This is a genomic window from Bradyrhizobium erythrophlei, from assembly GCF_042430365.1.
GTDB lineage: Bacteria > Pseudomonadota > Alphaproteobacteria > Rhizobiales > Xanthobacteraceae > Bradyrhizobium > Bradyrhizobium erythrophlei.
The window spans coordinates 1-20,856 of record NZ_JBHMET010000217.1; the positions used below are offsets into that span (position 1 = coordinate 1).

Sequence of the window (20,856 nt, forward strand, 5' to 3'; positions counted from 1 at the left end):
GCCTTCGTCCACCTCGCCGCAATCTGCATTTGGCTCCGTTGAATGTGGATTCGTCCTAGCTCGCTGATAAACGCCTCGCCTCCGAAATCGATTGCGCTGACAAGATAATTGGATGGCTGAAGCGACGTGAGCAACGGCGTAGGGGGAAGCAACCACCGTCATGTTGCAGAGCGATAGATAATCCAAATTACGACGAGAGCCACCAGAACGAGTATCCAATTGGATATTTGGATACCCGCTATCGATGTTTTCCGGCTAAACCATCCCATGGCCTTCCTCCCAGATAGACCGCCTCACTTGGGCGGCCTCACGCGCTTCAACACCCGACGATATCACCGATTTCCCAAAGCCGCTCGTTACCTTTGCGAGCTTCTCCAGTTGCTCACGTCGCGCTGGCTCAGTCGTGTTGGCGAGCGCTTTTTCGACAGCTGACTCGAGACTAGCCGCAGCCGCCTTCGCAGCGATTCCGCGCGGCTCGGCATCGGCAAAAGCCGTTGCCGATCTGAGGGCACGCGCATTGCGCGAGATCCATCCAAAGATGGCCGCGCTGGTCTCGGAGACGCCGGATCCGTTCCTTCGGACCATCCTCGACGTGACGGTGCCGAAAACCCTGTTCGGCCGCGTCCTGCTGACCGGCGACGCAGTTTTCGTGGTGCGGCCTCACACGGCCGGAGGGACCGCCAAGGCGGCTTACGAGGCCTCGGTTCTCGCACGTGCATTGAAATCGGCACGCGCGAATGTCGACGTCGCGCTGCAATCGACCGAACGGTTGCAACTGGACTATGGCAACGCCCTCTACCAATACGGCCTTGCGCTCGGCAATCGCTTGTCGCGCGAAAGGAATACAGATTAGCGCGCTCAGCCGGCGCCCGACCCGAACCGATCGACGAGGAAATCGATGAAGAGGCGAACCTTGACGGCAAGATGTCGGGTCGGCGGATACACCGCGTAAAGGGTGAGCGGCGGCGCTGAATAGTTCGCAAGGACAGCCTGGAGGCGGCCAGACGCCATGGCCATTTGTTCTGGACAAGGATGCGAACGACGCCCTCGAGTTCGCCTTCCATCTCCGGCGGCATGTCGGGGCGCGCGACCCGGAAGTCCTCGAAATCGGCGGCCGAGAACACCAGCATCTCTCCGGCGCCGTTGTGGCGGAAGTAATCGGTGCCCTGCTGGTATTTGGAGGTCTTGGTCCAGTTCAGGAAATCGTCCTTTTCACCCTTCGGCTTCTGGGTAAAGAGGTTGTAGGCCAGGCGGATCGTGAGCTGCCCCTCGTCCGAGAGCTTCTGGATGACCGCATAGTCCTCCGGATAGTTCTGGAAGCCGCCGCCCGCGTCGATGGCGCCCGTGACGCCGAGCCGGTTCAGCTCGCGCATGAAGTGGCGGGTCGAATTGACCTGGTATTCGAATGGCAGCTTCGGCCCTTTGGCCAGCGTGGCATAGAGGATGTTGGCGTTCGGCTTGGCGAGCAGGAGCCCCGTCGGGTTGCCCTTCGCATCGCGGATGATCTCGCCGCCCGGAGGCTCCGGCGTGTCCTTGGTGTAGCCGACGGCACGTAGCGCCGCGGCATTGAGCATCGCGCGGTCGTAGAGATGGAGGATAGACTTCGCGCGTAAGATCCAGGACGCAGCGCTTCACCGTAAGCCGATGGCCGACCCCCACGGCGCGCGATCAACTACCGCTCGAAAGGCGGCCGAACCGTCGTTCAACGTCCCCAGCCACGCAGCGAATGGTCCGTGATCAAGTCAAGCTGGTAATTCCAGCCGGGTGCGTCGCATTAAGCTGCATCAACAGCACAGGCAGCCTGTGGAAGCGACATTTGAAGAAAATGAAATTTCGTCGGCTCAGGTACACGCTTCTGCGCGTAATACGTCCCGCGTCTGTCTTTGATCAGTCCCATCAACGCGCGCATCAAAAGCTACTGGCCTCTGCTACCACCTGAGAGCAGACAAAGCCCTGATTTGCGTGATGATTTGATCTAACAGGGCTCCTAGAGCCGCTGGCGCGCCATTCAGAACAAAACTGCGAACTCACATGTTATTGAAATTGCTCTGCAATCTCGAGCAGAGATAAGCCAAGGCACAGCTGACGAAGCGAAAGGCATGTTTTGCCCTCTTCTCAGAGACGATGACAATCTTTTCGAGCTCAGCGTTTTTCTTCGCTCGCCATTCGGATTGCAGTCCCGCTTTAGGCGATGCGATCCTCGATCGCCTTTTGCACCACAGTCACGTGTTGACCATCCGCGGCGACAGCTATCGGCTCCGCGCCAAGAGAGCGGCCTCATCAAGCCGCCCGCCGGTCGGCTCCGCCTCCCTCCGCCCCGTCACCGGCGGAGCCAACCTTCAACCGAGATCATGAATCCGATGGTGGGGGCAGTTCTTCATGACGCAAAGGGTGCAGTTCCGGATGGCGTTTGACACTCATCCGTCGATTCTGGATCAACGCTGTACGCAACCCGCCCCTGGTTTCGTGCAAAAGCTAAACTGTCCCGGCGGTTAGACCGGGACGGAGAGCGAGTTATAACAAAAGTGGTTGTGGGGAGGCGCAACCACCGATAGCGGCATTCGCTGATGGTTGCCGGTTGACGTGGGCGGCTCCTGGCGTCCCGAACACCGATCGGCCGCGTAAACCGGTCCGGTCGATCCATGCCTTTCGAATGGCCCGCTACAATCTGATAATGAGTTTTCCGCGGTTCTCGCCGGCATAGAGCATTGCGATTGATGCTGGCGCGGCCTCAATTCCGTTCAGGACGTCCTCTCGATACTTGAGCCGTCCTTCTCGGATCCAGCCAGCGAGCGCAGCCACCGCCTCCTCGTACCTCGCCGCAAAGTCGGTCGTGAGAAAGCCCTGCATGATCGCCCGTTTGACAAGCAGATGCCGCTCCGGGCGTGGCCCTTCATTCCAGGGATCCCAGCTCGCGTAGGAGGCGGTACCGCAGATCGCTATTCGCGCCCCCAGATTGATGCGGCGAAGAACAGCGTCGTGGACCGCTCCCGATGTGTTGTCGAAGAATGCGTCAATCCCTTCCGGACAATGCTCTGCCAGCACGCGATCAATATCCTTCGTCGCCTTGTAGTCTATTGCGTAATCATAGCCGAAGTCTTCGATGCATTGCCGGACCTTCTCAGGCCCGCCGGCAAATCCGATCGTACGGCATCCCCTGATCTTCGCGATCTGTCCAACAGCAGAGCCGACACCGCCAGCCGCCGTGGAAACCACGACTGTCTCACCCGGCTTCGGCCGGCAAACATCCAACAGGCCGAAATATGCGGTTAGCCCATTAAGCCCCAGTATCCCGAGGGACAGCGACAACGGCAAATCGGATTCCAGAACCTTGCGCATCACCTCGGACTGCTTCACCGCAGCGTAGTCCTGCCAACCGAATACGCCCATGACCTGGTCGCCGACGTCGTAGGCGGGATTGCGTGTTTCCACGACTTCTCCCGCGGCAAATGCCCGCATGGTGTCGCCCACCTCCATTCTTGGCCAATAGGTGCTCTTGTCTGCGATCCATCCGCGCATCGCGGGATCTGCCGAGAGATAGGCGTTGCGAACGAGGAATTCGCCATCCGACAGGGTCGGCAACTCGACTTCGCGAAGATCAAAATCTGCCGCTTGCGGGATGCCGTTCGGACGTGAGCGTAGCCAGATCTGGCGGTTCGTCATTGGCATCTTCCTTCCATTCTCCCAGATCGCTGCTCCATCAGCCAATTTCGCCGTGCGGGACCCGAGGCATCATTTCTCGCTGGGTGTCCCTTCGATGGCAGAACCAAACCTCACCCAGTTCTGTCCATCGAACTTCTGCAATTGCATTTGCTCGATCGGGTAGTGGTCGGCCGGCGACGTGCTCAACGTCACGTCCGGAAGCAGCATGTCGAGGTGAACCCGGCTCAACGCCTCGGCCTGCCGTATGATGTTCGCGCGTGTGAGGTCATCCTTGCACCGACTGAGGACTTCGACCATCGCCTGCGCGGCATTGTACCCATAGACCAGATAGAAGTTGGTCTTGTCCTCTCCGGGCATGTACTTGTCGACGAACTCGGAAAATCTCTTCAACCCCGGATCATCGATCCAGGCCTGATCCGCAGGATCCTTGCTGTAGCTCGCCGTGATGATATCCTTGGCGTTGTCGAGGCCGGCGGGTTTCAGGACTGCACTGATCGACTGCGAATTTCCATGCAGGATATGCACGGGCTTCCAACCGATCTCGGCTGCCTTCTTGATGGCTTGCGCCGCGAATTTCGCCGAGGCGAAGTTGACGAAGACGTTTGCGCCCGAGAATTTCAGCTTCACCAATTCGGAATCGATCGTCGGCGCGCTGGTCTCATACGTAACCTCGGCGACGATGTTGCCGACCGCATCGCCAAGACCATCCTTCAAGCCCTTGATATTGTCCCGCCCGAAATCGTCGTTGGACGAGAGCACGGCAATCTTTCCGTCGGGATAGTTGTCGTGCAGGTACCTGCCGTAGATGCGCGTTTCGCTCTGATAACTTGGCTGGAAGCCCATCGACCAGGGATACGTATTCTGGTCGCCGAAGATGGTTCCACCGGCCGCGATGAACAGCTGCGGCACCTTCCTGGCGTTGACATATTTGATGACCGACATGGTGGTGGGCGTGCCGAGCTGATTGAAGAGAAGAAGCACCTCGTCGCCTTCGACCAGCTTGCGCGTCTGCTCCACCGTCTTGGGAGGACTATACGCATCGTCGTAGGAGATGAACTCGATCTTGCGGCCGTTGACCCCGCCTTGATCGTTGATCATCTTGAAATAGGCGCCTTCCGTTCTGGCGATGATGCCGTTCGACGACAGCGCCCCGCTATACGGCGCGGTATTGCCGATCTTGATTGTCGTATCGGTTGCGCCGGTATCGTAACGCTTCTCCTCAGCACTGCCTGGCGTCGCGATAGATAAACAAACAAGGATCGCTGCCACGACACCCAAACAAGCAACGCCCGGTATGCGCGCATTCCCTGACATCTCTCTCCCCTCGACTTGGTGCTTCAACAACCGACGGCCGGATGGTCAGGCCGTCTTCAAGTCGAACTCGAAACGAGTCCCCCACGTCGTCAACTGATCGATCGTCCACACCCGAGGACGTTGGGGCAGCGCTTCATGCCAGGGCCGCGGCTCGAAGATGTTGAGCTCCGGAACGAGCACGTCCATGTCGGAATAGAGCTCGATCAGAAAACGGCTCGGGTCGTAGTGATAGGAAGCGAGGTTGTGGCCGGCGGTGTGCCGCGTCGGACCCCAGAGGATCGGATGGCCCTGCGTCGCGAGAAAATCCGCCACGTCGTGATGTGCGGCGCGGCTGCGTAGCTCAAAGGCGAGGTGGTGAAGGCGGGTTTCCGGCGCACCAATGACGTTGAGGACGTGGTGATCGTGGTTGCAAGTCAGGAACGTCGCGATCCCCTCGAACCAATCCGTCGTGCGGAACCCGATGGCCGAACAGAATTTAACGAATTTGTCGGCCTCCGGCGTGATCAGCGCGACGTGTCCAAGCCGCGTTGGAACGACGCCCGAAGTACGAAAGCCAGGGCCAGGCATGGCCATGTCAGACAACAGATGCAGCGTGTGCCCTGCAACGTCGACCTCCACCAGGACCGGAACGCCCGGCCGGGCATCGCTCTTCTTTTCGGCCGACAGACCCAGGCAGCGGAGCGACTTCACCGTGTCGTCGGCCGATTCCTGGTTGATCCTCAGGCCAAGCGCCGTGAGGCGCTTCTCGGATGCCGGCTTGACGGTGATGTTGTGGTGATCGAGACCAAGACTGAAATACGCGCGGCCGTCTGATCCTCGCTCGGCAGGCGTTGCGCCGAGCACCCGATCATAATAGGCGATCTCCTGTTCCGCGGCAGGCGTATCGAGATCGACATAGGCGATTTGGAACGCGCGGGTCATGGTTTTTCCTCCAGCGTCGCCGCGACGGCTTCTGCGTCGTAGCCATAAAGTTTGTTCATTGCCTCGGGGCTGCCGCGCACACCTCGCGTGGCGAAGAGGTGATCCCTCTCCTGCTGTTGTGGTCCATCCCGCAGGTGGAAGCTCGTCGAATTGGCGCGGGACCGTTCCTGCACTTCGGTCGCGCGCGGCTTCCGCGAAGCGACGTAAGCCCGAAACGCCGACGGAATGTCGAGGGCTGCATGTTTCAGGCAGGCCGCCAGCGCGGCGCCGTCTTCGATGGCTTGCGCTGCCCCCTGCGCCATGTAAGGCAGCATGGGATGGCATGCGTCGCCCAGCAGCGCGACCCGCCCCTGTGTCCATTGCGGAAGTGGATCGCGATCGAACAACGCCCATTTGAACGTCTCGTCGACCGCGTTGAGAATCGTCGCAAGTTGCGGATGCCACCCCTCATACTTCTTCGCGGCGTCGGAGATCGAACCGCGATCGGACCATTGCTCCCGCGTCCATGTCGCCTCTTCGCTGACCGCCACAAAGTTCAGGAATCGACCTGATGAAACGAAATAGTGAACAAAATGCCCGCCCGGCCCCACCCAGTTGGTGACCTCATGCGGAAGGCCGAGATGCGCAACGCGTTCGGCAGGCGCGAGCCCCCGGTACGCGATCTGCCCAGAGAACCGCGGCTTTTCTACACCGAACAGGCGCTCGCGAACCTGGGAGTGGATTCCGTCGGCCCCGATGAGGAGATCACCGCGCGCGGACGTGCCGTCCTCAAAGCGGGCAGTCACACCGCTTTCGTCCTGCTCGACGTCGACCAGACGTCGTCCAAGCTTGATCTCCTTGTGACCGAACGCGTCGGCCAGAAGGGCGATGAGGTCAGCTCTGTGGAAATGGTAGTAAGGCGTCCCATAGCGGTTCTCGATCGAGTCACCGAGTTCTTCGCGCCCCAAGACACGGCCGTCCTGCCAACGACGAAAGACCACCGCGGAGGGACGAACGGCGGCCCGCGCCATGGCGTCGCCAAGCCCGTAGCGGCCCAACAGCCGGGAGGCGTTGGGGCTGATTTGAATGCCCGCGCCAACCTCGCGTTGCGCCATCGTCTGCTCGAACAGGGAAACGTGGAGACCGGCCCGACGCAACGCGATGGCTGCCGCCGTACCGCCGATACCGGCGCCGATCACAAGAGCATGCAGCGGCTTCACCGTTCCGCCCCCCAACCGAGAGCCGTCGCGAGGATCGCATCGGCGTTTGGCGTCTTGCCGCCTGTTCCCCGCCACGCAATGTGGTGGTCGGGCCGCACGAGCAGCATGTCCTGTCCGTAAACACCCTTCAGGTCGGGCTCGTCGAGCTGCAGGACCGACAGCGGTATCCGTCGTCGCGCCGCCGTATCGACAAAGGGTGACAGATCGCTTCCGCGGAAATCAATCAGCGTGAAATACGGGCCCAGCCGATCGTAGAGCGCCGTTCCGTCTTTCAAGAACGCACTGGGCAAGCGGGCGCCAGGCCTGGTCGTCGGCTTGTAGATGGCAGGATCAAACGCAAAGGGAGCGGTCGACCCGTCAGCGACGATCGGCGATCCCTGATAGATGAAGCCGTGTTCGATCCCGAACCATTCGTTCTCGGCGTTGCCAAGCTTGGCGATCTCTGCACCGACTTCCGCCCGGCGCACCGGATTTTCGCTGTTGTCGCAATCCAGCAACGCTCCGTAGGCTTCAGCAATCTGCATTCGCACCTGCATGTGGCGGCCGGATGCGTCGCGATTGCGTGCCGCTACGGGACGCCGCTCGATTTCATACGACGCGAGCAGGCCGGGCCCGCCGAAGCCATGCAGCGTCGCCGCCAGCTTCCAACCGAGGTCGACCGCATCGCCGACCCCGGAATTCATCCCGTAGCCGCCTGTCGGGATGAATTGGTGCGCGGAGTCGCCCGCGAGCAGGACACGTCCGTTGCTATAGGATTCGGCGACCAGAAGGTGCGGCGTCCACGCATTCGCGACCAGAATCTCGAAGGCGAAGGGCCGGCCGGCATAGGCCTCGACGAGCGCGCGTGGATCGAGCTTGCTCGCGTCCTGACCCGGAAGCACAGGCACATGGACGGTCCAGATATCATTATCGTTCTGGGCGATCATCGTTCCAAGCGGCGACTGGTAGTGCCAGGCAACGCCCCAGCGCTGCAGGAGGTCTCGCTCGGTCGATCGAAAGTGGATCATGTAGAGTTCGCCGACGCGCGACTGCCCTTCCAGCGGGATGCCCAGCCCCGCCCGAACCCGGCTGGAACCGCCGTCGCAGCCGATCAGATACTGACAGCTGACCTGCTCCTGGGCGCCGCTCCCCTGCTCCCACAGCACCGCGACGACACAATCATCCTTCTCTTCAAAGCTTTCGAAGGCGACGCCGAACCGCACGTCGACCTCCGGACGCGCGTCGATGGCTTTCTTCAGAACCGGCTCGATCTCGACCTGCGAGACGCGCATCGGGGGTTCGAGCGGCTGGGTGCCGTCGTTCTTGATGCGGATCTGCTTTCGAAACTCGCTCGGAGCCATGTACCGAAAGCGATGCAGCTCATATCCGGCGAGACTTGTGATCCAGGAGACGTCAAAGGGATGATCTTCCGGCACCGCGACATTGCGCAATGCGTCTGCCAGGCCGAACCGGCGAAACAGCTCCATGCTGCGGCTGTTGGTGATGTCCATCTTCGGATGGCGGGTCGTCGTCGCATTTCGCTCGACCACCATGGAGCGGATGCCGAAATGGGCCAGGACGTTCGCAAGCGTCATCCCGACAGGACCACCTCCTGCAATCAAAACCGGAACCGATTTCATTGTTTCCTCCGAGGCGAACGATCTACGTCGTGCTGCCGGCACCGAATGACGGCCGATCAGAACATGGCAGTGCGCTTATCGACTCTGGTCAAGACCTCGCCTCCACGCGACTGAGCGAAGCCGCGGGTCAGGCAGCCGCACGCGCTGCGCCTTCGACTTCCTGCACGATCGGATTGCGAAGCACTCCCAATCCCTCGATCTCGATCTCGCAGACGTCGCCCGGCTTCATATAGAGAGGCGGCTTGCGCGCGGCGCCGACGCCGGACGGTGTGCCCGTGACAATAGTGTCTCCCGGGAACAGCGTAATGCCCACGCTGATCAGCGCGACCAGGGTTGCGACATCGAAGACGAGATCGGAAGTCGACGCCTTCTGCATCACCGTCCCGTTCAATCTTGTCTCGAGTTTCAGGCCGCTGGCGCCGGGCGGAAGCTCGTCGGCCGTGACGAATGCAGGTCCGAACGCTCCGGTGCCGTCGAAATTCTTGCCAATCGTCCATTGCGGCGTGCGGAACTGATAGTCGCGGACCGTGCCGTCATTGAAGATCGAGTATCCCGCGACGTGGTCGAGGGCTGCGGACCGGGTGATATGGCGGCCGCCGCGCCCGATGACAGCGACAAGCTCTCCCTCATAGTCGAGCGCTTCCGAGACGGCCGGCCGCACGATCGGCGCACCGTGGCCGATGAGGCTCGACGCGAACCGGCCAAACAGCGTCGGGTAGTCCGGCTGCTGGATGCTGCTCTCAGCGGTGTGGTCCGCGTAATTCAACCCCACACAGATGATCTTGCCGGGCGAGGACAGCGGAGGAAGGAAGTTCACTGCTTCCGGATCGATCGGCTCACCCTTGAGAAGGGCCGCTGCGAGATCCTGCAGTGCGTCCCTCCCGCCGGCAATCGCGCGCTCGAGTCTGCCATCTCCGCCCTCATCAAGCCCCCAATGCCGGCCGGCCTGATCGGCCACTGCGAGGCCGCGCGTTCCGTTTCTCTCATAGGCAATGAAGCGCATGGGGCGTTTTCCTCCGTGTGCGATCCACCGTACCATTAAAAATGCATATTGCAATATAAAATGCACTATTCTGCTATAATGCACATTTATGAGTGACTTCATTCATTTCGTCGGCTATGGCTATGCGCATCATGGAATCACCCACGAGCCTCACCCACGGAGCCTATGCGGAGCTTCGCTCCGAGCTGCTCGCGTGCAACTTCGCGCCTGGAGAGAAGCTGAAGATCGACGATCTGTGCCGTCGCTTTGCGGTCGGATCGAGCGCCGTGCGTGAGGCACTGTCGCGCCTCGCATCGGAGGGGTTTGTCGTCAGCGAACCACAGCGAGGCTTCCGTGTCGCGCCACTGTCGGCCGATGCCCTTCGCGATCTCACCGATGTTCGATGCAGCATTGAGGCGCTGTGCCTTCGAGGGGCGATCGAGAAAGGTGGAGTCGAGTGGCAATCGCAGGTGGTCGCCGCTCTGCATCGTCTGACGCATACGCCGGTATGGGCCGACAAGGCTGCGCGTCGCTACAGCAACGAATATGCGAAGGCTCACGAGATCTTTCACGAAGTTCTCGCAGCGGGTTGCGGCAGCCCCTGGCTTCTTCATCTGCGGGCGGTTCTTTTCAATCATTCTGCACGCTACCGGTGGTTTACCGGTCCCTTGTCCAAGGTGGATCGAGATCTCGATAAGGAACATCGCGAGATTGCGGAGGCCGCTCTGTCGCGGGACAGCGAACGCGCGGTCGCGTTGATGAACGCGCACCTGCAACTGACCGCCAAAATCGTCCTCGACGCTGTGTTGTCCGGGCGCGAGCCGGCTGCGAAATCCGCAACGGCAAAACCAGATGAGGCTCATGCGCCCGAAAGCCTGCCTCGGAAGCCCAAGCGCGGCGCATTATCCGTCTGAGGTCGCGACCGAAGAGCTCATTGTTCCGAAGATCGCCGCGGTGACTGCGGGAGTGTCGGGATCGTTGGTTGCGGGAAGCCGCAACACCCGACTCTTGCAGCTGGTCGAAAAGCGCTGTTCCGTGATCGGCCGAGCAGACGACCACGGCCCTCCGAAGGCAAAGGTCACACGTTCAAATCGTGTCGGGTGCGCCATATTTTTATTTATTTTTCAACGCGATATTCTTGCACGAACTGAATCTTTAGTTTTGCCTCATTCCACCTGAGTAAGCAATCCAGAGGACTATCGGCGAATGCGACGTCCTCGCCGTGAGCCTCTTCCTCGCCGATCGACCGGCCGGTGCGGCCACCGTGAGCAGCCAACAGCCACCGCTCTCTATCTGGCTGGCTCGGTAACGGCATCCGGCCTGTCGACCTCAGACGTCGGTAGTTTGCAAACAACGTCGTCGAACAGGAGCGCGCCTTCGGCGCCATGCTCGCGCACTCTTCGGTAATAGGCGCTGACTCGGATCGTCAGCACCGTTCGTTGCGGGGCTCGCGACATGTAATTTTCGTTGAACTGCGGATTTCCAATTGTTGATCGGCAGAGGGCGAGCATAGAGACCGATATGACTGACACGCAGCGAGTAGATTTCAACGCGCCGACCAAGCTTTACAAGTGGCCGTCGCTCGCCAATGCACGTCGCGAAGATCAGTCTCCCTACATGGTCATCGACGGCACACTCGACGAGTGCATTGCTAAGTTGATGAGCATGCCTGAGAGAACTCGGCATCTGTACGAAATCAGGACGCAACCGCAAGCATCGGTTGTGACCGAGATTTTGGCGCTTGAGCAGATTGTCGAGATAGCGCGACTGCCATCAGGGTGCAGGCGGCGCGGCTGGATATTCCGCTCCCCAAGGGCGAACTCGAACGACTTTGTGCTTTTGGGAGCTAAAGATCGAGGGCTCGGTTTCCGCGGTACCGGCGGCTTCAACTCCGCGAAGGCGCTCAAGCGAGGAGCGATGTCGCTGCTTCGCGTTCGGGCCTGTTGGCGGCGAGGAAGGCCTGCGCGTCAAGGCCGCCTGAACGCGAATCGCGCCAGCAAGAGACCGAGCACGCTCACCCACGCCGCGGCCGTAATTGCCACTTTTGACGACCCAACGACCATCGCTGGTGCGGCTCGTGATGATGCCGACGTGATGTCGCCACACCACGATCGTGCCGATCCCGGGGCTATCGGCGCGCGAGCCATAGTCGCGCATCATCGTGGCTTTGACGGCTGCTGCCGTCGTCAGCGGCCCGGGAGTGAGGAGGATCAATTTCCGGTCGCGGCCGACCGCACCGCCCTTACCCGTCACCTTCGCCAACCCCTGCCACCCCCGACGCGGTCGGACTCAGTACGGCTCGAAATACCGCCGCTGGTAATACCGGTGGCCATAATAAGGCCGGCCGTAGCGTCGCGGGGCATAATACGGCGGATAGCCGGGATAGGGGCGGTAGTAACGAGGCTCGTAATAGTCCGGGTAATTGTCGTGCCGATACCTGCGGCGTCCGTACCCCCCTTCTCCCCCCTCGCCGACGGCGACCAGCGGTGATTGGACGGCATCGGGCACGAACAGGAATGTGGAGGTCACGAGGCTCGCCAGCTTGACCGATCCCGCGCCATTGCCGCCCTCCCCGGTCGCCAGGGCATCGGGTTGCGCGCCAGGGCGCATGGCGCCGCCGGTCGCCGCGGTTGCGCTGGCCGTGACGGCACCCAGCAGCGCTACGCTGAGGAGAACTGTCTTCATGCGGGGGCTCCATTACTCCTGGCGTCTAACTCCCACGCTAACTGCTAACCTCTCAACGGGGTAAGACCTTGACGGTTCCTTGGTCCGTAACCGACCATGGCCGACCGGACAATGGCCCGCACGGGCTGAACCGGGAAGGAATTCCCGCGAGAGATCGCACCATGACAGCCCCCCTCTCCGTCAACTCGGCGATTGCCGGGATCGCCTGGCCCGGGATTCCGGCCCCCACCGGCGCCGGTCTCCTTGCGATCCTGTTCCAGCTCGAGCAGAGCCAGTGGTGGGCCCCGGAAGAGGTGTCGCGGCGTCAGCGCGACCAGCTGAAGGTGCTCCTTAGCCATGCCGGCACCCACGTGCCGTTCTACCGCGAGCGGCTGCGCGACCTCGGCGATCTCCCGGCCGACGACACTTGGCCCACGGTCTGGCGGCGCATTGCCCCGCTCATCCGCGCGGAGATCCAAGCGGCGGATGCCGAGGAGACGATGATCACGCAAGCGCTGCCGCCGGGCCACGGGGAGTTGCGGCAGATCTACACCTCGGGCTCGACCGGCAAGCCGATCCGCTCGGTCCGCACGCAGCTCTGGGAGCTGATGTGGAGCGCCTTCACGGTGCGCGACCATCTCTGGCACCGCCGCGACTTCCGCGGCACCTTCGCGACCCTGCGCGAGAGCGGCGCGGGCAAAGCGCTCTACCCCGACGGGGCCCGGTCCGGGAGCTGGGGCTATTCGAGCGCCACCATCCTCAAGACCGGACCGATGGCCAGCCTCAACATCACGACGCCGGTCGAGCACCAGGTCGAATGGCTGCGGCGCCAGGATCCCGACTACCTGTTGACCCATCCCACTATCGCGCAGCGCCTGGCCGTCCATTGTCGCGAGCACGGTGTTGAGCTGCCCCGCTTGAAGCAGGTCATCACGATTTCGGAGAACCTGAAGCCGGAGGTCCGAAGCGCCGTCCGCCACGCCTGGGGCGTGCCGCTCGTCGACATCTATTCGACCCGCGAGATCGGCTACATCGCGTTGCAATGCCCCGACCACGAGCACTACCACATCCAGTCCGAACACGTGTTCGTGGAGGTTGTGAACGAGGAGGGCCAACCCTGTGCGCCCGGCGAGGTCGGTAAGCTCCTGGTCACCTCCCTCCATAACCTGGCCATGCCGCTCATCCGCTATGACATCGGCGACTTTGTCGAGGTCGGCCCACCCTGCCCGTGCGGACGCGGATTGCCGGTGATCAACCGAATTCTCGGCCGCACCCAGAACATGCTGATCATGCCGTCCGGCCAGCGGCGCTGGCCGCTGCTGTCTTCGGCTAACATCGAGTCCATGCTCGAGATCGCCCCCGGGATCCGGCAGTACCAGCTCGTCCAGAAGGCGCCCGATCTGATCGAGCTGCGCTTGGCAGTCACGCGGGCGCTCGGGGCCGATGCGGAGGCGCGCTTGGCCGAGTGGGTTCGCACCAAACTCGGCGCTCCCTTCCGCGTCGTCTTTGCCTATTTCGACGAGATCCCCCGCACCGCCGCCGGGAAGTTCGAGGACTTTGTCTGCGAGATCGACCGCTGAGTGTGTGGGTGTGCGACACTCGGGAACCGAGCTTGGCAGCGGCGGTTGTGCAATTGGGAAGGACAAGCGATCCCGTTGTGTGTACCGAAAACTTAAACACGGACGTAGTGGTCCGGCCAGGATGGCGCGTGAGCTGATCACGCCTGTGCCTACCGTAAATCAAATCCGGCCATATTGATGGTGCAGTCCGCCCAGGATCGGGCGACAGACGATATTCCCGGCCCACTCAACGCCGCGAGCTATGCGGGATTGTGGGTGACGAGGCGATCAGGCGGCGTGGTTTGCCGGCACTTGGATGACCTCGATGCCGTCGTTGAATCTGACACCTGCGATGGGCATGGGACAGCGCTCCTGGAATTTGGCGTGGTTCAATGTGATCGGGATGGGAAGGAGGCAATCATGCAGTTCAGGAGTTCAGGACAACCGGACTATTGTTGCTCGGCGCGATAGCGCTTCCCGCCTCTGGGACCGCACAAACTACGGCCGCTCCTCCGGCAATCGCACGAACGGTGATCGTTGCAACCAAACTGCCGACCGTCGCATATGGGTCAACCGGCGACGTCGATTGAGAAGGGTGGCGTGGTCATTCTAGCAGCCTAGCTTTTCGCAATCCCTCGACCATTCCTCGCTCCGAGCCGATCGCGCTCCGGCTGCACGGCCGCAATGCTGCGAGCGCTGCCGCCAACACTCGCCGCCAGGCAGCACAATTGGCCCCCGATCAGGGATCAATTTTGAAATGCCGATTGACAGCACAATATCCTCCGTCGCATGCAACGTTTGCGAATATCCGGCCGCCCCGGTCCGTCAAATCAACCTCTTGAACATGGCCATGCCAGACTTCGCGATGAACCACGCCCCTGCGAGCAAGGAAGATCTGATGCAGGCATCCGCTCGAGGTGCAAAGGGCCGACCGATTGGCACAATGAAACTGATCGAAATGGAGTGCGATCAATTCGCTTCCATTCGTATTCTTCAGATAGCGGATAAACCCGCTCCGCACGCTGATGCGCTCTTCGCCGCACGCCTTCTGGGCGTTGAGAAGTGCCGCGCGAACAGCTGAAGGCAATTGCTGCAGGCGTTCGTCCCTCAGATCCGACCATCTGTCGCCTGCGGTTGTGCTAAAGGCATCCGCACTGGCCGACACAAGGACCAACACCAGCATGCTCAGAAGAACACGGATCAGCATGGCAGCATTTTCCGGATAGAGAGACTGCCCCTCGCATTCTCGAATCCGAATGCCTGCCGAAATATACTCCAATCCTCCGAACCGGCTCGGAGAATCTTCGACATCCGCAATCGCAGCGATTCTCATTGCGGCGCATCATTCCGTCCATGCGCCGCCGCGTGACGTCGACCGATCCTGCAGCCGTGTCGTCTTCAAAGTCCGCATGCTCGCGCATCGAACGATTGAAGCCATGCGGACGATCTCCGTAAGGATGATGTCAGCTCAATCAGATAAACAGTTTCTAACTGTGGAGGGGGACCGCGCGGTCGGATGTATGCTCGAACGGGCAAGCATCGTCTTGTGGTGTCCCAGGCATTCATCGCGTGATGGCTCGACATGGTCGCGGCACCATGGAGCACCATTCCAAGATCGGCGGGAGACGTAATCGTCTTGGGCAGAGTCTCAGACAGCATCGTCCGGCGCAGATGGCACGCGCACGCCCAGCGCGTCATTGACACCCTAGGAATGCGATCGCCTGTCGAGTTGATCGCGCGCGACATGGTCGTGTCGCCGAGCAGGACACCTGTTCGTACATCACGCGGCAAGCGGCAGCCAAGGCCCGGATGCCGCAACAGCGCGCGCGCCCGGAGCCAACCAGGTCGGGACGCCAGTTCATGAACATGATCGTCGGCTTTGCCCTGAAGTTTCGGATACTCGTCGTCGTACTATTCGGATTGCTTCTGCTTGCGGGCACGATCGCTTTCATTCGATTGAACATCGAGTCCTATCCGGATCCGGTGCCGCCGCTGGTCGACATTGTGACCCAGAATCCCGGGCAGTCGGCCGAGGAGATCGAACGTTACATCACGATCCCGATCGAAACGGCCGTCGCCCCCGTTCCTTACCTCACCACCATGCGAACGATTTCGCTGTTTGGCCTATCCGACGTGAAGCTGCAGTTCACCTACGACTTGACCTATGAGGAGGCCGAACAAAAGGTCCTGAACCGCCTGAGCCAGTTGCCTCAATTGCCCAACCAGGCGCAGCCGACGATATCGCCCGCCAGCCCGATCGGGGAAATCTACCGCTACAGGCTTGTGGGTCCGCAGAACTACAGCGTGATGGACCTCAAGACATTGCAGGACTGGGTGCTGGCGCGACGGTTCCGCGCCGTGCCTGGAGTCATTGACGTCACGGGCTGGGGAGGCAGGAGCAAGACGTTCGACGTCCACATCGATCTCACCAAACTCATTGCCAATGGCCTGACCCTGCCGCAGGTCGTGCAAGTACTGAACAACAGCAACATCAATGTCGGCGGCAACACCGTCAACATCGGTCAGCAATCGGCGGTGATCCGTGGTGTCGGCCTGATCCATTCGATCGAGGATATTCGCAACACGATGCTGACGTCGACCGGCGGCAATCCCGTGCGTGTCAGCGATATTGCAGAGGTCAGCGTCGGCAACAAACCCCGTCTCGGCGTCGCCGGCAAGGACAATGACGACGATATCGTCGAGGGCATCGTGCTGATGCGCCGCGGTCAGCAAAGCCTGCCCACGATCCGCCGCGTCGAGGCCGAGGTCGAAAGGATCAATGCACTGGGAATCTTGCCGCCCGGCGTGAAGATCGAGCGCATCTATGACCGCAGCGACCTCATCAAGATCACGACCGAAACGGTGGTGCACAACCTGATCTTCGGAATCATTCTGGTCTTCTTCGTTCAGTGGATCTTTCTGGGGGATTTGCGCAGCGCATTGATCGTCGCAGCGACGATCCCTTTCGCGCTGTTCTTTGCGATCGGCATCCTCGTGCTTCGGGGCGAATCGGCCAATCTGCTGTCGGTCGGCGCCATCGACTTCGGCCTCATTGTCGATGCCACGGTCATCATGGTGGAGAATATCTATCGACATCTCGCCGAAGCGAGCGCGCGTCATCCGTCTGGCGAGACGGAAACCCCAACCGCCGCTCCGCCCGGCTTCTCCGGCAAGCTCGCGACGATCTACCGCGCCGCGACAGAGGTTAATCACGCGATCTTCTTTTCGGCGGCCATCATCATCGTTGGTTTCGTTCCGCTGTTCACGCTGAGCGGGGTCGAAGGCCATATTTTCGGTCCGATGGCAAAAACCTATGCCTATGCTCTGGCGGGCGGATTGCTCGCCACCTTCACGGTTTCGCCGGCCTTGGGCGCGTTGCTGCTGCCTCCACGCGTCGAAGAGACTGAAACATTCGTTGTTCGCTGGCTGCGGCGGCTCTACGGGCCGGTGCTTCAATTTGTCCTGTCCAACCGGATCGTGACATTGACGGTGACCGCGCTCGTGCTCGCGCTCGCGGTTTTTGCCGGCCGGTCGCTGGGGTTGGAATTCTTGCCGCATCTCGAAGAAGGCAATCTCTGGATTCGGGCGACGATGCCGTCCTCCGTCGCGCTTGAAGAGGGCAACGGATTTGTCAATCAGATCCGCAGGGTGATCATGGAATTCCCGGAAGTGGAAACGACCGTATCGCAACATGGGCGCCCGGACGACGGCACCGATGCGACCGGATTTTTCAACGCCGAGTTCTTCGTCCCGTTGAAACCGGCGAGCGCCTGGCGGGACGGCGTCGACAAGGACAAGCTGACAGCCGAGATATCGGAGAAGCTGGCGGAAGGATTTCCGGGCATCGAATTCAACTTCTCACAGTACATTCAGGACAACGTCCAGGAAGCCGTGTCCGGGGTCAAGGGCGAGAACTCGATCAAGCTGTTTGGCGGCGATCTCGCGACGCTTACGCAAGTGGCCAATCAGATCAAGTCGGTGATGAAGACCGTACCCGGCATCGAGGATCTTTCGGTGTTCAGTTCGCTTGGCCAACCGACCGTCCGCATCGATATCGATCGCTTTACGGCCGGACGCTATGGGCTTGCCCCCGGCGACATCAATTCAGCGATCCAGACGGCGATTGGCGGGCAGGCCACAGGTGACGCGTATGAGGAAGGCAGCGATCGACATTTTCCGATCATTGTGCGGCTCGCACAGCCCTACCGGCAGAGCATACAGGCGATCGACCGGCTGACCATCGGCGCGCAGAATCCGGTGACCAATACCGTGACGCAGATTCCATTGAGGGAAGTCGCCAGGGTCAGCCTGGTCTCGGGGGCCTCGTTCATCTACCGCGAGCAGCAGCAACGTTACCTTCCCATCAAATTCAGCGTCCGGGGCCGCGATCTCGGCGGGGCCGTGCTCGAAGCCCAGCGCAAGATCGCCGACGAGGTCAAGCTGCCTGCCGGCTATCGCCTCGAATGGGTTGGCGAGTTCGGTAACCTTCAGGATGCGATCACGAGGCTCAAGGTCATCGTGCCGGTGACCATTCTCCTGATCAGCGTCCTGCTTTATTTCAACTTCTCGTCGCTTATCGACACGCTGCTCGGTCTCTCCGTTATCCCGATGGCGATGGTCGGCGGCATCTTTGCGCTCGTGCTCACCGGGACACCGTTCAGCGTGTCGGCGGCGATCGGTTTCATTGCGCTGTTCGGTATTTCAGTGATGGAGGGCATCATCCTGCTCTCCTACTACAACCAGTTGCTGGAGGAGGGCAAAGAACGTTTCGTGGCGCTCTCCGAGGCGTGCCAAACCCGTTTCCGTCCCGTCATGATGACCTGTAACGCAGCATGTGTCGGATTGCTTCCCGCCGCACTCTCGACCGCGATCGGCTCCCAGGTTCAACGACCGCTTGCGCTGGTCGTCGTCGGCGGCATCTTGCTCGCCCCGTCCCTTGTCCTGTTGACGCTTCCAGTCTTGATCGGACTGTTCTCCCGACGACATCGACATGCGATCCGCCCGGGCGCCGCACTCGAACCCGCGGAATGACCCTGTCGTCGCGAACCCCAGCACTGGCGGATATGATCAGGGCGTTGTGGTTCCGTAGTCCATCAATGCGAGTCCCGACACAGGAGGCCCGCCGCGCCTTAAGCGCGCGGGCCTCGGCGGGCGATGTAGCGAAAGCGACGCCCGCAGAACCGGTCTATGCCGCCGCCTCGTCGGTCTCCGTAGGCTGCCGCCGCTCGATCTCAGCGACCTGCATCGCGGCCCCGAAAGCCTGGATGGCCGCCTTGGGGTCGGTTTCAACCATCATTCGCGCCGGCTCAACAAAATCTCTGGAGTAAATCGCGAGGCTGAAACGGCTTACCCGCTGGCCCTCTGGATTCGTTGCGAAGCTCAGGGTGAGCCACCGCTGGTCATAAGGCGGACCGTTGTGATCCGCCAATAACGTGGCCTCATACGACTTTTCGGCGAACCAGCTAAGGTGCGGCGCGCCCGAAACCGAAAATGATCGACGGATGCAGCCCCTTAAGTTCGTCGCCCCCTGCCCGATCGGATCGAAAGCCAGCTCTATGCGTTAACTTGTTGAGCCCAAATGGGGAGGTCAACCATGATCAACGACCGAGACCGACGGGCACCGACGGCGGCGGAACGCGAAGCCCACAAGGTATTCAAAGCGGTCAGGGCGAAGGAAGCTATGACCGATTACGCCAAAGCGCAGAAAGCGTTCCACGATAATCGAGAGCGCCTCAAGGCAGAACGGCTGGCGCGGGAGGCTGACGCGGCCAGCCGCACAAAAGCAGGTTAAGCGTCCATCTCGATGACCGCAGAGGACCAAGTTTGGCCCCTCCGGTGGAGGGTGAAATGGCCCTGCAGTTTCACCGCGCGACAAGCGATTTGGAGATCTGGAGCGCGAGCGATCGTGGCTATTCGTTCGTGATCAGCCACGAGAGCCGCAGCGGACCTGGCCTCCACGGACAGCCCGGCTTTGTTGCCTCATGGCGTCCCATCGATTTGAACAAGCCTGCCATCAGGGTGGGCGGATCGCCGTTCGATACGTTCGCTGAGGCGGAGACGGCCTGCGAAGCTTTCCTGAAGCATTTGACCGAGTGAAGGGCCCGACCCTTTAAGCCGACGTCGCCGGTCGCCTGGCGGCCATTCCGCCGGCTGGTCGCGATACGGTTGGAGCAGAAGAAAACAGCAGGTTCCCGCCGGAGGGACGCGCCAATCGGCGGGATGGGTTATCGGATGATCTCAAGTGCCTGAGTCCGAGGGGCGCGCTTCCAGCCCCGCCTTGGAGTGCTCAGCAATCCACTTAACCGCGTCGGCTTCAGTGACAAAGCCCTTCACGACTTCCGTCTCCCCATCGGGCCACAAGATATCGATCCCCCAGCCGGCCCCGGGATTTTTCGCGCCATGAAAGTCGGCTGCTGCTCGAGCATCATCAGCAGAGTATGCGCCTGCGGCGGCGAGGTTCAAAGCCAACCATCCTGCCGTAATCAAAACTGACCCCCAACTGGACACGGCACCCAGTAGGTCTCCCGTCGTGAACAGAGGATCCGTTGCGGCGACCATGCGGGCATGAATGGTTGGAGCCGCCGCTTCGAAGAAGGCACGGCCCTCCACCTCGTCGGTCTCCGGCCCGCACAGCCGAGCCCTCTCCCCGTTACGGGTGACGCCCTCGCGGCGCAGATAGTTCAGGTGAGCGGCGCGGCGCGCGCGTGATGCCGCACGGCGCGGGTCTTGATGACGACGATGCGCGAGCGGCCGGTCAGCAGGCGGTTGGCGCGCACGCATGCGGTTCGCCCCCGCGCCCGAAGGTCGAGCGATTGCCGGGCGTGATCCGGCCGGAGCGCGAGACCTGGGCGCCGGCCTTCTGTGCGGCGGCGAGTGCCTGCGCGACGAAGGGTCTGGCGCGTTGTGCGCTGGACGAGCGGATGCGGCCGGGCCGG

At 61.3% G+C, this 20,856-nt stretch carries 16 protein-coding genes and 4 pseudogenes; 7 read left to right on the plus strand and 13 right to left on the minus strand.

Annotated features, from left to right (window positions below; all coding sequences use genetic code 11):
- The first annotated feature begins 538 nt into the window (after positions 1-538).
- The gene (locus ACFFWD_RS30000) at positions 539-853 is read left to right on the plus strand and encodes a Rossmann-fold NAD(P)-binding domain-containing protein (RefSeq protein ID WP_376971497.1); all 315 of its coding nucleotides are present in this window, start codon (positions 539-541) and stop codon (positions 851-853) included.
- Positions 854-858: 5 nt separating this feature from the next.
- On the opposite strand, the pseudogene ACFFWD_RS30005 reads toward ACFFWD_RS30000, so the two are convergent.
- A pseudogene (locus ACFFWD_RS30005) lies at positions 859-996 on the minus strand (LysR family transcriptional regulator); the annotation flags it as partial.
- A pseudogene (locus ACFFWD_RS30010) lies at positions 993-1,598 on the minus strand (amidohydrolase family protein); the annotation flags it as partial. The pseudogenes ACFFWD_RS30005 and ACFFWD_RS30010, both read right to left, overlap by 4 nt.
- 583 nt (positions 1,599-2,181) lie before the next feature.
- On the opposite strand from ACFFWD_RS30010, the pseudogene ACFFWD_RS30015 reads away from it, so the two are divergent.
- A pseudogene (locus ACFFWD_RS30015) lies at positions 2,182-2,355 on the plus strand (ATP-binding protein); the annotation flags it as partial.
- 306 nt (positions 2,356-2,661) lie between these two features.
- Here ACFFWD_RS30015 and ACFFWD_RS30020 read toward each other — a convergent pair.
- The 6 genes from ACFFWD_RS30020 to ACFFWD_RS30045 form a co-directional block, all read right to left on the minus strand.
- Positions 2,662-3,663, minus strand: coding sequence for an NADP-dependent oxidoreductase (locus tag ACFFWD_RS30020; RefSeq protein ID WP_376971499.1), 1,002 nt, complete (start codon positions 3,661-3,663; stop codon positions 2,662-2,664).
- Positions 3,664-3,732: 69 nt separating this feature from the next.
- Complete coding sequence (locus tag ACFFWD_RS30025) at positions 3,733-4,959, minus strand: ABC transporter substrate-binding protein (protein WP_376971529.1); 1,227 nt, start codon at positions 4,957-4,959, stop codon at positions 3,733-3,735.
- Between the two features lie 63 nt (positions 4,960-5,022).
- On the minus strand, positions 5,023-5,898 hold the full coding sequence (locus ACFFWD_RS30030) for a VOC family protein (protein ID WP_376971501.1): 876 nt from the start codon (positions 5,896-5,898) through the stop codon (positions 5,023-5,025).
- Positions 5,895-7,097: an FAD-dependent monooxygenase gene (locus tag ACFFWD_RS30035; RefSeq protein WP_376971503.1), complete on the minus strand. Its 1,203-nt coding sequence runs from the start codon at positions 7,095-7,097 to the stop codon at positions 5,895-5,897. Before ACFFWD_RS30035 ends, ACFFWD_RS30030 begins: the two co-directional genes overlap by 4 nt.
- On the minus strand, positions 7,094-8,716 hold the full coding sequence (locus tag ACFFWD_RS30040; RefSeq protein WP_376971505.1) for an FAD-dependent monooxygenase: 1,623 nt from the start codon (positions 8,714-8,716) through the stop codon (positions 7,094-7,096). Before ACFFWD_RS30040 ends, ACFFWD_RS30035 begins: the two co-directional genes overlap by 4 nt.
- Before the next feature lie 127 nt (positions 8,717-8,843).
- A complete protein-coding gene (locus ACFFWD_RS30045) occupies positions 8,844-9,719 on the minus strand; it encodes a fumarylacetoacetate hydrolase family protein (RefSeq protein WP_376971507.1) in 876 nt (291 codons plus the stop codon).
- A gap of 122 nt (positions 9,720-9,841) precedes the next feature.
- On the opposite strand from ACFFWD_RS30045, the gene ACFFWD_RS30050 reads away from it, so the two are divergent.
- Positions 9,842-10,612 (plus strand): GntR family transcriptional regulator, encoded by a 771-nt coding sequence (locus ACFFWD_RS30050; protein WP_376971509.1) that lies wholly within the window; start codon positions 9,842-9,844, stop codon positions 10,610-10,612.
- An 859-nt stretch (positions 10,613-11,471) separates the two neighbouring features.
- On the opposite strand, the gene ACFFWD_RS30055 is transcribed toward ACFFWD_RS30050, so the two are convergent.
- The gene (locus tag ACFFWD_RS30055; protein ID WP_376971511.1) at positions 11,472-11,960 is read right to left on the minus strand and encodes a hypothetical protein; all 489 of its coding nucleotides are present in this window, start codon (positions 11,958-11,960) and stop codon (positions 11,472-11,474) included.
- 27 nt (positions 11,961-11,987) lie between these two features.
- Entirely contained in the window at positions 11,988-12,383 is a 396-nt protein-coding gene (locus tag ACFFWD_RS30060; protein WP_376971513.1) for a hypothetical protein, read from the minus strand.
- A gap of 161 nt (positions 12,384-12,544) precedes the next feature.
- On the opposite strand from ACFFWD_RS30060, the gene ACFFWD_RS30065 reads away from it, so the two are divergent.
- Complete coding sequence (locus ACFFWD_RS30065; RefSeq protein ID WP_376971515.1) at positions 12,545-13,942, plus strand: phenylacetate--CoA ligase family protein; 1,398 nt, start codon at positions 12,545-12,547, stop codon at positions 13,940-13,942.
- 718 nt (positions 13,943-14,660) lie between these two features.
- Here the strand turns inward: ACFFWD_RS30065 and ACFFWD_RS30070 are convergent.
- Positions 14,661-15,254 (minus strand): hypothetical protein, encoded by a 594-nt coding sequence (locus tag ACFFWD_RS30070; protein ID WP_376971517.1) that lies wholly within the window; start codon positions 15,252-15,254, stop codon positions 14,661-14,663.
- A gap of 527 nt (positions 15,255-15,781) precedes the next feature.
- Between ACFFWD_RS30070 and ACFFWD_RS30075 the strand changes: the two genes are divergently transcribed.
- Entirely contained in the window at positions 15,782-18,952 is a 3,171-nt protein-coding gene (locus tag ACFFWD_RS30075) for an efflux RND transporter permease subunit (protein ID WP_376971519.1), read from the plus strand.
- Between the two features lie 154 nt (positions 18,953-19,106).
- Here ACFFWD_RS30075 and ACFFWD_RS30080 read toward each other — a convergent pair whose 3' ends face one another.
- The gene (locus ACFFWD_RS30080) at positions 19,107-19,349 is read right to left on the minus strand and encodes a hypothetical protein (RefSeq protein WP_376971521.1); all 243 of its coding nucleotides are present in this window, start codon (positions 19,347-19,349) and stop codon (positions 19,107-19,109) included.
- 165 nt (positions 19,350-19,514) lie between these two features.
- Between ACFFWD_RS30080 and ACFFWD_RS30085 the strand changes: the two genes are divergently transcribed.
- Positions 19,515-19,712: a hypothetical protein gene (locus tag ACFFWD_RS30085; RefSeq protein ID WP_376971523.1), complete on the plus strand. Its 198-nt coding sequence runs from the start codon at positions 19,515-19,517 to the stop codon at positions 19,710-19,712.
- A 56-nt stretch (positions 19,713-19,768) separates the two neighbouring features.
- Complete coding sequence (locus tag ACFFWD_RS30090) at positions 19,769-20,017, plus strand: hypothetical protein (protein WP_376971525.1); 249 nt, start codon at positions 19,769-19,771, stop codon at positions 20,015-20,017.
- 495 nt (positions 20,018-20,512) lie between these two features.
- Here ACFFWD_RS30090 and ACFFWD_RS30095 read toward each other — a convergent pair.
- Positions 20,513-20,856: pseudogene (locus tag ACFFWD_RS30095) on the minus strand (type VI secretion protein); the annotation flags it as partial.

Coding starts and splice junctions, on each gene's coding strand:
- ACFFWD_RS30000 (WP_376971497.1), top strand. CDS start 539: ATGGCCGCGCTGGTCTCGGAGACGCCGGATCCGTTCCTTCGGACCATC.
- ACFFWD_RS30020 (WP_376971499.1), bottom strand. CDS start 3,663: ATGACGAACCGCCAGATCTGGCTACGCTCACGTCCGAACGGCATCCCG.
- ACFFWD_RS30030 (WP_376971501.1), bottom strand. CDS start 5,898: ATGACCCGCGCGTTCCAAATCGCCTATGTCGATCTCGATACGCCTGCC.
- ACFFWD_RS30040 (WP_376971505.1), bottom strand. CDS start 8,716: ATGAAATCGGTTCCGGTTTTGATTGCAGGAGGTGGTCCTGTCGGGATG.
- ACFFWD_RS30045 (WP_376971507.1), bottom strand. CDS start 9,719: ATGCGCTTCATTGCCTATGAGAGAAACGGAACGCGCGGCCTCGCAGTG.
- ACFFWD_RS30050 (WP_376971509.1), top strand. CDS start 9,842: ATGCGCATCATGGAATCACCCACGAGCCTCACCCACGGAGCCTATGCG.
- ACFFWD_RS30060 (WP_376971513.1), bottom strand. CDS start 12,383: ATGAAGACAGTTCTCCTCAGCGTAGCGCTGCTGGGTGCCGTCACGGCC.
- ACFFWD_RS30065 (WP_376971515.1), top strand. CDS start 12,545: ATGACAGCCCCCCTCTCCGTCAACTCGGCGATTGCCGGGATCGCCTGG.
- ACFFWD_RS30070 (WP_376971517.1), bottom strand. CDS start 15,254: ATGAGAATCGCTGCGATTGCGGATGTCGAAGATTCTCCGAGCCGGTTC.
- ACFFWD_RS30075 (WP_376971519.1), top strand. CDS start 15,782: ATGAACATGATCGTCGGCTTTGCCCTGAAGTTTCGGATACTCGTCGTC.
- ACFFWD_RS30085 (WP_376971523.1), top strand. CDS start 19,515: ATGATCAACGACCGAGACCGACGGGCACCGACGGCGGCGGAACGCGAA.
- ACFFWD_RS30090 (WP_376971525.1), top strand. CDS start 19,769: ATGGCCCTGCAGTTTCACCGCGCGACAAGCGATTTGGAGATCTGGAGC.